Source organism: Mesorhizobium sp. M2A.F.Ca.ET.042.01.1.1 (genome assembly GCF_003997405.1).
Taxonomy (GTDB): Bacteria; Pseudomonadota; Alphaproteobacteria; order Rhizobiales; family Rhizobiaceae; genus Mesorhizobium.
The window spans coordinates 1-10510 of record NZ_RZRX01000227.1 but is presented as its reverse complement, the minus strand read 5'-3'; the positions used below and the strand labels follow the sequence as shown (position 1 = coordinate 10510).

10 protein-coding genes and 1 tRNA gene are annotated in these 10510 nt (G+C 64.0%); 7 read left to right on the top strand and 4 right to left on the bottom strand.

Annotation, left to right across the window (positions count from 1 at the left end; genetic code table 11):
• Together pyrD and EOA23_RS26675 are read left to right on the top strand one after the other, a co-directional pair.
• On the top strand, nt 1-648 hold a 648-nt coding region (gene pyrD, locus EOA23_RS26680), incomplete at its 5' end, for a dihydroorotate dehydrogenase (quinone) (protein ID WP_127306346.1).
• A gap of 26 nt (nt 649-674) precedes the next feature.
• The gene (locus EOA23_RS26675; RefSeq protein ID WP_189341715.1) at nt 675-1640 is read left to right on the top strand and encodes a cysteine synthase family protein; all 966 of its coding nucleotides are present in this window, start codon (nt 675-677) and stop codon (nt 1638-1640) included.
• 37 nt (nt 1641-1677) lie between these two features.
• On the opposite strand, the gene EOA23_RS26670 is transcribed toward EOA23_RS26675, so the two are convergent.
• Nucleotides 1678-3009 carry an MATE family efflux transporter gene (locus EOA23_RS26670; RefSeq protein ID WP_245456208.1) on the bottom strand — a complete coding sequence of 444 codons (1332 nt, stop codon included), beginning with the start codon at nt 3007-3009 and terminating at the stop codon, nt 1678-1680.
• Between the two features lie 186 nt (nt 3010-3195).
• Between EOA23_RS26670 and EOA23_RS26665 the strand changes: the two genes are divergently transcribed.
• Nucleotides 3196-4098, top strand: a complete 903-nt coding sequence (locus tag EOA23_RS26665) for a histone deacetylase (protein ID WP_127306345.1) — start codon at nt 3196-3198, stop codon at nt 4096-4098.
• 11 nt (nt 4099-4109) lie between these two features.
• Here EOA23_RS26665 and EOA23_RS26660 read toward each other — a convergent pair whose 3' ends face one another.
• Complete coding sequence (locus EOA23_RS26660) at nt 4110-4379, bottom strand: DUF6460 domain-containing protein (RefSeq protein ID WP_181166832.1); 270 nt, start codon at nt 4377-4379, stop codon at nt 4110-4112.
• Between the two features lie 136 nt (nt 4380-4515).
• Between EOA23_RS26660 and EOA23_RS26655 the strand changes: the two genes are divergently transcribed.
• Nucleotides 4516-4589: transfer RNA gene (locus tag EOA23_RS26655), tRNA-Gly, on the top strand.
• A gap of 134 nt (nt 4590-4723) precedes the next feature.
• Here EOA23_RS26655 and EOA23_RS26650 read toward each other — a convergent pair.
• Nucleotides 4724-5062, bottom strand: coding sequence for a protamine-2 (modular protein) (locus EOA23_RS26650; protein ID WP_126062778.1), 339 nt, complete (start codon nt 5060-5062; stop codon nt 4724-4726).
• Between the two features lie 105 nt (nt 5063-5167).
• Nucleotides 5168-6157 (bottom strand): LysR family transcriptional regulator, encoded by a 990-nt coding sequence (locus EOA23_RS26645; protein ID WP_126062779.1) that lies wholly within the window; start codon nt 6155-6157, stop codon nt 5168-5170.
• A gap of 294 nt (nt 6158-6451) precedes the next feature.
• Here EOA23_RS26645 and chvE point away from each other — a divergent pair, with 294 nt between their 5' ends.
• The 3 genes from chvE to mmsB form a co-directional block, all read left to right on the top strand.
• Entirely contained in the window at nt 6452-7522 is a 1071-nt protein-coding gene (chvE, locus tag EOA23_RS26640; protein ID WP_042641271.1) for a multiple monosaccharide ABC transporter substrate-binding protein, read from the top strand.
• Nucleotides 7523-7708: 186 nt separating this feature from the next.
• Nucleotides 7709-9244 (top strand): multiple monosaccharide ABC transporter ATP-binding protein, encoded by a 1536-nt coding sequence (mmsA, locus tag EOA23_RS26635; RefSeq protein WP_127306344.1) that lies wholly within the window; start codon nt 7709-7711, stop codon nt 9242-9244.
• On the top strand, nt 9241-10510 hold a 1270-nt coding region (gene mmsB, locus EOA23_RS26630), incomplete at its 3' end, for a multiple monosaccharide ABC transporter permease (protein ID WP_145966487.1). The genes mmsA and mmsB, both read left to right, overlap by 4 nt.

Genomic DNA, 10510 nt, shown 5'->3' with positions numbered 1-10510 from the left:
AACAAGGACAGCGCCGACCGCATCGCCGATTACGAGCGCGGCGTCGCGCGCTTCGCCTCCTATGCGAGTTATCTCACCGTCAACATCTCCTCGCCCAACACGCCGGGCCTTCGCAACATGCAGGCCCGCGAGCAGCTTGGCGAACTGTTGTCGCGGGTGATGGCAGCGCGCGCGGCGGCCCCTGCGCAGCCGCCGGTCTTCCTCAAGATCGCGCCGGACCTGGTCGAAGCGGAACTGGAAGACATTGCCGCCGAGGTCGCCGAGAAGAAGATCGACGGCGTCATCGTCTCCAACACGACGCTGGCGCGGAGCGGATTGCGAAGCGGCGGCGTGGCGAATGAAACCGGCGGTCTCTCGGGAAAACCATTGTTCGAGCGTTCGACCGCGGTTCTGGCCCGGATGCGCAAACTGCTTGGACCGCAGATGGCGATCGTCGGTGTCGGTGGCGTTGACTCCGCCGAGGCCGCATTGGAAAAGATCCGCGCTGGCGCCGACCTCGTCCAGCTCTACACCGGCATGATCTATGCCGGCCCGGCGCTGCCCGGGCGCATCGTGGCCGGCATGGCGCGGTTCGTGGAGAGGGAGCGGCTCAAATCCATCGCGGAGCTGCGCGACACCGGCTGCGCAAGCTGGTCGGAACGGCTCTGAGGGTTCCCACCGCATCAGGAGGACAGATGATGGCCGAGGTTCTGAGTTCCGTCGCGGACACGATCGGCGGAACACCACTGGTCCGGCTCGACAGGCTGACGGCGCAGGCAGGCGTCGACGGCACAATCCTAGCCAAGCTGGAATATCTTAATCCGGGCTTTTCCAAGAAGGATCGCGCGGCGCTTGGAATTATCGAGGAGGCCGAAAGATCCGGCGCCATCAAGCCGGGACAAACAGTGGTCGAGCTTACCTCCGGAAACATGGGAACGGGGCTCGCGATCATCTGCGCCGTCAGGGGTTACCCTTTCGTCGCGGTGATGTCGAAGGGCAACTCCGAAGAGCGCGCCCGCATGATGGCGGCACTCGGCGCGGAAGTGATCCTCGTGGACCAGTTGCCAGGGTCGGTGCCGGGGCAGGTCTCGGGTGGCGATCTGGCGCTCGTCGAGCAGGCCGCCAAAGCGGTGACTGCGGAACGAGGGGCCTACCGCGCCGACCAGTTCCACCGCGACGGCAATTGGCTTGCGCATTATCACGGGACCGGCCCGGAAATCTGGGACGCCAGCCATGGCGCCGTTGATGCATTCGTCGACTTCATCGGCTCGGGCGGCACCTATGCCGGGGTGTCGAGGGCGCTCAAGGAACGCAATCCCCTGATCAAGTGCTTCATCGTCGAGCCTGAGGGCGCGGCAGCGGCCGCGGGCAAGACGGTCATCCAACCCGAACACCCCATTCAAGGCGGCGGCTACGCCATGCCGGATCTGCCGTTTCTGAAAAACGCGCCCGTCGATGGCTATCTTCAGGTTTCCGGCGACGAGGCACGCGAGACCGCGCGCCTGCTGGCGCGTAGCGAAGGTGTCTTCGGCGGCTTCTCGTCCGGAGCGAATGTCGCCGCCGCGCTGCGTCTCCTACACGGCGAACAATCAGGCAAGACGATCGCTGTCGTGATTTGCGACTCCGGGCTGAAATACCTCTCGACCGACCTCTGGAGCTGAGGAACACCGGCGCTCGGCCGGCGCCGAACAATCGGGGTTAAAATGCCGTGCGCACCCTGAGTCTCAGCACCGCAAGCAAGCTCACGCCGCGCACCAGCAGGAAGACATGCAGCGACGCCCATAGCCCGTTGTTGCCGAAGGCGGGCGCCAGCGTGATCAGAGCGGCGCTGAAGACGAGGAATGACAACAGCATCATGTTGCGCATGTCGCGCGACCAGGTGGCGCCGATGAAGACGCCGTCCATCTGGAAGGCCAGCACGCCGCTCAGCGCCGTGAACGCCGCCCAGGGCAGATAAAAGTCGGCGACTTCCCGGACCTCGGGCGAGGTCGTGACCAGCGCCACCAGGCTCGCGCCAGCGGTCAGCAGGATAAGGCTGGCGGCGGCCGCGAGGCCAAAACCCCAGATCAGCGTCAGCCGCACCGCCTGCCGGAAGGGAGCAGGCGCCTGCGCGCCGATGGCGCGGCCGGCCAACTGCTCGGCGGCAGTGGCGAAGCCGTCGAGGAAATAGCCAGCGATCAGGAAGAAATTCATCAGCACGGCGTTGGCGGCAAGTGTCACCGTGCCGAACTGCGCGCCCTGCCTGGTGAACAGCGCAAAAGCGGCAAGCAGCGAGAAGGAGCGGATCATGATGTCGCGGTTGAGCGAAAGCATGCGCCGGTACGCCGGCAAATCGAAGATGCGGCGGCGCGACGGCCGCTCCAGCTTGCGGAAGCGGTTGAGCACGATGGCAAGGCCAAGCAGCATGGCCAGGAACTCGCCGGTGACCGTCGCCCAGGCGACGCCGGCGACGCCCCAGCCGAGCTCGAGGCCGAGCAGGAAGCAGAGCACGATGTTGATGCCGTTGAGCACCGCCTGCAGCATCAGTCCGAGCCCGCCCTCGCCGCGTCCCAGCACGTAGCCCAGTATGGCGTAGTTGATCAGCGAGAAGGGCGCCGCCAACAGCCTGATGCGGATATAGACCGACATCGCAGCGCTGACGCGCGGCTCGGCGCCCATGAACCATTGGCCGGCGACGGCAAAGAGCGGCGCAAGTGCCGCAAGGATGACGCCCGCGGCGACCGCGATCAGCACGGCGCGCCACAGCACCGCCTGCTCTTCCAGCGCATCGCCGCGCCCGAAGGCCTGGGCGACAAGGCCGGTGGTGCCGGAGCGCAGGAAGTTGAAGGTGGTGAAGACGACGTCGAAGACCAGAGATCCCGCCGCGAGGCCGCCGAGCAGGGCCGCGTCGCCGAATTGGCCGACCACCGCCGTGTCGACGATGCCGAGCAGCGGCGTCGTCAGATAGGCAAGCGTCATCGGCACGGCGATCGCCAGCACCGAGCGATTGGTGACGGCGAAGGACCTGACATTGGCTTGAGTCGCGTCCAAGGGGATTGCTGCCTGTTTGATTGCGGCTTGATCGAGGACCCGATGTGCCCCAGTTTGCCCGCCTCATGCAACCACCATCCGCCGGGCTGACAACCGAATATCTGTTGTTTTTACGCAATTCCGGACGGAAAACCGTTTCACACTTTTCCTGGAATTGCTCCAGACTTGGCTCAGGCCTCCCGATCCATGCCGCTGCAGATCGTCCATCACCCCGACTATGACGCCGGCTTCGCCGTCAACCATCGCTTTCCGATGAGCAAATATCCGCTTTTGATGGAGGCCTTGCGCATGCGCGGGCTTGCCGCGCCGGGCGCGCTTTCGATGCCGGAACCGGCGCCGGCATCACGATTGAAGCTTGCCCACGCGGCCGAGTATGTCGACCAGGTGATCGCCTGCCAGGTGCCGCAGACGATAGAACGCGAGATCGGCTTTCCCGTCGGCCCGCGCGTGTCGCTGCGGGCTCAGCTCGCCACGGCGGGCACCGTGCTGGCGGCCAGGCTGGCGCTTAAACACGGCATCGCCTGCAACGCCGCCGGCGGCAGCCATCACGCCAGGCGCGCGCAAGGCGCCGGCTTCTGCACCTTCAACGATGTCGCCGTCGCCGCGCTGGCGCTGCTGGCCGAGGGCGCGGTCGAAAACGTGCTGATTGTCGATCTCGACGTGCATCAGGGCGACGGCACGGCGGACATCCTGAAGGACGAACCGCGGGCCTTCACCTTTTCCATGCATGGCGAGCGCAACTACCCGGTGCGCAAGATCGCTTCCGACCTGGACATCGCCTTGCCGGACGGCACCGGCGACGACGCCTATCTCGACCGGCTCGCCGCCATCCTGCCGGAACTATCCAGGCAAAGGCATTGGGATATCGTCTTCTACAATGCCGGAGTGGACGTGCATGCCGAGGACAGGCTGGGCCGGCTGGCGCTGAGCGACGATGGTCTTCGCGCCCGCGAAGACATGGTGATCAGCCATTTCCACAGGCAGGGCGTTCCGCTGTGCGGCGTCATCGGTGGCGGCTACTCGACCGACGTGCCGACGCTGGCCGCGCGCCATGCCATGTTGTTCGAGGCTGCCTCCCGATATGCGTGACGCCGCACTGGCTATTTCCTGTAGCTGGCGATCCGGAGCAGGATGAACACGGGAACGACGATCGCGGCGCCGAGCAGGATATAGCCGAGGAACCGGTCGATGGCGTGGAAGCCGAGATTCCACAGATCCACGAAGAACTGGCGGATGCCGTAGAACACGTCCATCGGCGACCAGCCGAAGGCATGCATGACGAGACCGACGAGGAAGGAGACCACGAGCAGCTTCAGGAACACCCTGAGCGGCGTGTCGCCAAGAAAGCGCGTCAGTGCGGACAAGGCCATTCTCCGGTTCGAGCCGCCCGATTCGGCGGCGCGGTATCAGAGATACGCATTCGACTGAACGGCATCAAGCAATGGAGCCACCGGCTCCGTTTTGTCGATTGCTTGAAGCGGCGCCATCATGGTAACGAGGGCTCGCGCGGGTATGATGTAATGGTAGCCTGTCAGCTTCCCAAGCTGAACGCGCGGGTTCGATTCCCGCTACCCGCTCCAGTCTCCCAACCTGTTTGCTTGAATGTCGTGGGGCGCTGCTGCGCGACGCTGGCAGGTCTCCGAACACGGGATCGGGTCTAGCACTGATCATGCAAGACCCGACCACGTCACTCAATCCTTAACCAGCGCCTGAACTACAGCCAGATGTTGATCCAGTAGCGCTCGCGCCAGCAGCGGCGGCGCCAGCGGCCATGACGCCAGTAGCGGCGGCAGACGTGTCTCCAGCCACGCCGACGGCGGCGTCTGCGGCGGCGCCAGTACCAATCTCCGTGATGGTGACGCCGGTGGGAGACCAGCTCCACTTCGGCCGGATCGTCGCCTTCGAAGACCGCGTTGTCCGGCTTGTCGAGTTCGTCCAGGATCCCGTTGCCACCGGGAATGCCGGCAACCGCCTTGCCGGGTCCGGCCAGGCTTGCAAGTGCCGCCGCCCCCGCAACGCCAAGCATTCCAGTCAGAAACAACCGACGTTCCATCAAAAACCTCCCAAGCTGTTGAGCCTCGGCAGCTCTTTCCTCACCCGCAACGGGCTGCAGCGAGCGACCGATCGGTTTGAACGTAGAAGTAGCGTTCTCGTTCCATCACCCCACCTCGCGCAAGATGAAGTCGTGCAGCATTTTCGCGGCCGGCGAGAGCACGCGGTTCTTGACCGTGATCAGGCTGTAGGGCCGGACCTCGATATCGAACTCGGTCTGGACCACGTCGATGGCGCCGGCCAGCCCGTCGGCCCCTTGGATGAACCTGGCTACCTGGATCGAGACCGGCGCGATGGCGTCGGACTGCGCCACCATCACCAAAGTGAGCAGCAGCGACGAGGTGTTGAGGATGCGGTCGGGCAGCGCGATGTCGCGGTTGAGAAAGTTGCTTTCCATCGCCTGGCGCAGCGGCGAGCCGCCGGACTGGAACACCCAGTCATAACCCGCCGTTTCCTCCAGCCGCACCATCTTGCCGCTCGCCAGCGGGTGGCCGCGGCGTACGATGAGGCAGGCCTTCTCGACGCCGATGACGCGCGATTCGAAGAGCCGCGGGTTAAGGTCGTCGGGAATGCGCGCGATGATGAAGTCGTGGCGCGACGCGATCAGCTCGCGGGCGAGCACGTTAGAGGTCTCGACCTGCATGGTGATCTCGATGCGCGGATAGATGCGGCGGATTTCGCGAATCGCCGGCACGGCCAACTCGATTGCCGGCGCCGTCACCGCGCCGAGGAACACGGCGCCGCCCTTGCCGGCCTTGAGCTCGGAAATCTCGCGATCGGCCTCGCGCATTTCGAGCAGGATCGAGCGGGCGCGCCGCGCGAGCGCCTTGCCATAAGGGGTCAGCGTCACGCCGCGCGGCAGCCGCTCGCACAATCTGACGTCGAGCACGGCCTCCATCTCGGCAATCATGCGCGAGGCGGCCGGCTGCGAGATGTTCATGACCTGCGCGGCCGCGCTCACCCGTCCGTGATCGTCCAGCGCGGTGATCATGCGCATGTGGCGGAGGCTCAGGCCGCTGCGCAGCAGCGTCTCGCCGTCTCCCGGCGACTTCTCGTAACCTCCTGAAATCGCACCGAAATCTTGCATTGCCGCCATGATCCTGAACCTTCCCTGCGGGTTTCCTTCAATCCTCTTAAGCTATATCAGTTTCGGTATAGCAATCACCGAAGATCGCATTTGACAGTTATGTCAAAGGGCCACACCCTTCGCGCGTTCCGAGGCGCAGGGGTCGGTAACGAGCGAATTCGTATCGATTGAAACTGCGTCGCGGGGCCGATTGGGAGGATACCGGAGATCGATAAAGCCGACAGAGGCGCGCCAGCGCATCTGCTCGACTGCGCGGCCCGCGAAGCCCCGACGTGTCGCGTCCATCAACCAGGGAGAGTAATCGTGAAGATCATCAAGACACTGGCCGCCGTCGCGGCCCTTGGCGTCGCTGCCATGACCTATTCGGCACACGCGGCCGACAAGGGCCTCATCGGCGTGCTGATGCCTACCAAGACTTCGCAGCGCTGGATCAACGACGGCGATGCCGTCAAGTCCCAGCTCGAGAAGCTCGGCTACACCGTCGACCTGCAATACGCGCAGGACGACATCCCGAACCAGCTCAGCCAGCTGGAAAATGAAATCACCAAGGGCCCGAAGGCGCTGATCATCGCCTCGATCGACGGCACCACCATGGCGGACGCGCTGCAGAAGGCCAATGATGCCGGCGTGGTCACCGTCGCCTATGACCGCCTGATCAAGAAGACCCCGAATGTCGACTACTACACCACCTTCGACAATTTCGGCGTCGGCGTGATCCAGGCGAATTCCCTGGTCAAGGGCCTCAAGGAGCGCTTCCCGAACACCAAGCCCTGGAACGTCGAGCTCTTCGGCGGCTCGCCGGACGACAACAACGCCTTCTTCTTCTACAACGGCGCGATGTCGGTCCTGCAGCCGCTGATCGATGACGGCTCGATCAAGATCAAGTCCGGCCAGATGGGCATGGACAAGGTCGGCACGCTGCGCTGGCTCGCCGCCACTGCCCAGGCGCGCATGGACAATTTGCTTTCGGCCAACTACTCGGACGGCAGCCGCGTCGATGGCGTTCTGTCGCCTTATGACGGCCTTTCGCGCGGCATCACCGCCTCGCTGCGCGCCGTCGGCTACGGCACGGACGCTCAGCCCTGGCCGATCGTGACCGGCCAGGACGCCGAGACCGCCTCGGTCAAGCTGATCATCTCGGGCGAGCAGTATTCGACGGTGTTCAAGGACACCCGCGAGCTGGCCAAGTCGACCGTGGAGCTGGTCGACAAGGTGCTCTCGGGCGGCAAGCCCGAGGGCCTCGACACCAAGACCTACAACAACGATGTCAAGGTCGTTCCCTCGATCCTCCTGACGCCGGTCGAGGTCGACAAGTCGAACTACGAGAAGCTGGTCGTCGACTCCGGCTACATCAAGGCCGAAGAGCTGAAGTAATCCGGCTTGAAAACAAGGGGTCCTGCGCGACCGCAGGGCCCCTTTTCGTTCAGAAGCGACCCCGGTATTGTTTTTGCCGGCTTCTGCAGCGCAGCGCGCCGTCACGGTGCGAAGGCAGCCGCAGCATTTTGATTTCGCGCATGGCATTCTCCGATGATGGAAAGCGTGCGTCAAGGAGCAGACCCGATGGCCTCGACGATTTTGGAGATGCGCGACATCACCAAGACGTTCCCCGGCGTGAAGGCGTTGTCGAACGTCAATCTCAGCGTCGAGGAAGGTGAGATCCACGCCATCGTCGGCGAGAACGGCGCCGGCAAGTCGACGCTGATGAAGGTGCTGTCGGGCGTCTACCCGTCCGGGACCTATGATGGCCAGATCATCTTTCGCGACCAGGAATGCAATTTCAAAGGCATTCACGACAGCGAGCATATGGGCATCGTCATCATTCACCAGGAGCTTGCCCTGGTGCCGATGCTGTCGATCGCGGAAAACATCTTTCTCGGCAACGAGCACGCCAGCTACGGTGTCATCGACTGGGACGCCAACGAGGCGCGCACGGCCGCCCTGCTCAAGAAGGTCGGGCTCAAGGAGGATCCCAAGACGCTGATCACCAATATCGGCGTCGGCAAGCAGCAGCTGGTCGAGATCGCCAAGGCGCTCAGCAAGGAAGTGAAGCTCCTGATCCTGGACGAGCCGACCGCCTCGCTCAGCGAAAAGGACAGCCAGGCGCTGCTCGACCTGCTGCTCGAGTTCAAGCGCCAGGGCATGACCTCGATCCTGATCTCGCACAAGCTGAACGAGGTGAACCGCGTCGCCGACAAGGTCACGGTGATCCGAGACGGGCGCACCATCGAGACCTTGCCGAGGAAGGACATCTCGGAAGACCGCATCATCACCTCGATGGTCGGCCGCTCGCTCGACGACCGCTACCCGCCGCGCGAGCCGCAGATCGGCGACGTCATCTTCGAGGTGAGGGACTGGTCGGTCTACCACCCGATCCATCCCGAGCGGCAGGTGATCAAGAACGTCAGCCTCAATGTGCGCAAGGGCGAGGTGGTGGGCATTGCCGGGCTGATGGGCGCCGGCCGCACGGAATTCGCGATGAGCCTGTTCGGCCGCTCCTACGGCCGGCACATCACCGGCGAGGTGTCGCTGCACGGCAAGCCGCTCGACCTCTCGTCGGTGAGCAAGGCGGTGGAGAACCGCATCGCCTATGTCACCGAGGACCGCAAGACCTACGGCCTGAACCTCATCGACCACATCAAGCACAATGTGACCTTGGCCAATCTTGGCGGCGTTTCCAGCCGCGGCGTCATCGACGACATGCGCGAGATGAGCGTCGCCAACGACTACCGCAAGAAGACCAACATCCGCGCCTCCAGCGTCTATCAGCTGACCGGCAACCTCTCGGGCGGCAACCAGCAGAAGGTGGTGCTGTCGAAATGGCTGTTCGCCGATCCGGAAGTCTTGATCCTCGACGAGCCGACCCGCGGCATTGACGTCGGCGCCAAGTACGAAATCTATACGATCATCGCCCGCCTCGCCGCCGAGGGCAAAGCGATCATCGTCATCTCGTCGGAAATGCCCGAATTGCTCGGCATCACCGACCGCATCTATGTGATGAACGAAGGGCGTATCGTCGGCGAAATGGCGGCAAGCGAAGCCAGCCAGGAAAAAATCATGCGCGCCATCGTTCGCGGAGAAGGAAAAAAAGCATCATGAGCACAGAAAGCGCTCCCGCACCGCAGAGCGGCACAGCCGAGGACGTCAAGCAGGGTCCGCGCATCGCCGTCTCGGCGCTGACGACGAACCTGCGCGAATATGGCCTGATCATCGCGCTCATCGTCATCATGCTGTTCTTCCAGTACACGACGTCGGGCACGCTGTTCAAACCGGTCAACCTTTCGAACCTGGTGCAGCAGAACTCGTTCATCATCGTGATGGCGCTGGGCATGCTCCTGGTGATCGTCGCCGGCTATATCGACCTCAGCGTGGGATCGGTCGCAGGCTTCATCGGCGCGCTTGCCGCGATGATGATGGTGATCTGGCCGCTCGGCATATTCTCGAATCCGCTGGTGGTGTCGATCATCTGCCTGATCGTCGGCGCGCTTATCGGCGCGGCGCAAGGCTACTGGATCGCCTATCACAAGATACCGAGCTTCATCGTGACGCTGGCCGGCATGCTGATCTTCCGCGGCATCTGCCAGGCGCTGCTCGGCGGCGGCTCGTCGGTCGGCCCGCTGCCGGACAGCTTCAAGGCGCTGAGCTCGGGCTTCATCCCGGACGTCATCGGCCCGCTTGTGCTGATCCCGCCGACGGTCAATGCCGCCGGCAAGACCATCGTCGGCAGCGGCTTGACGCTGCATATGACAACGATCGTGCTCGGCCTGATCGCGGTGCTCGCCTACGCCTATTTCGGCTTCAGGACGCGGCGCAAGCGCGAGCGTCACGGCTATGAGGCGGAGCCCTTTCCGCTGTTCGTCATCAAGACGCTGGTCGGCAGCGCGCTGGCGCTGTTCCTGGTCTTCCAGTTCGCCAGCTACCGGGGCCTGCCGGTCGTGCTCTTGGTGATGGGTGTGCTCATCTCGCTGTTCGTCTTCGTCACCAAGCGCATGACCATCGGCCGCCGCATCTATGCCATGGGCGGCAACGCCAAGGCGGCGCAGCTTTCGGGCATCAACACCGAAAGGCTGACGCTGCTGGTCTTCATCAACATGGGCGTGCTGTCGGCGCTCGGCGGCCTGATCATCGCGGCGCGCCTCGGCCAGGCCGTGCCGGCCGCCGGTCTCGGCAGCGAGCTCGACGTCATCGCGGCCGTCTTCATCGGCGGCGCCTCGGCAATGGGCGGCGTCGGCCAGGTGATCGGCGCCGTGGTCGGCGGCTTCATCATGGGCGTGATGAACAACGGCATGTCGATCATGGGCGTCAATGTCGACTGGCAGCAGGTGGTCAAGGGCCTGGTGCTGCTCGGCGCCGTCATCTTCGACG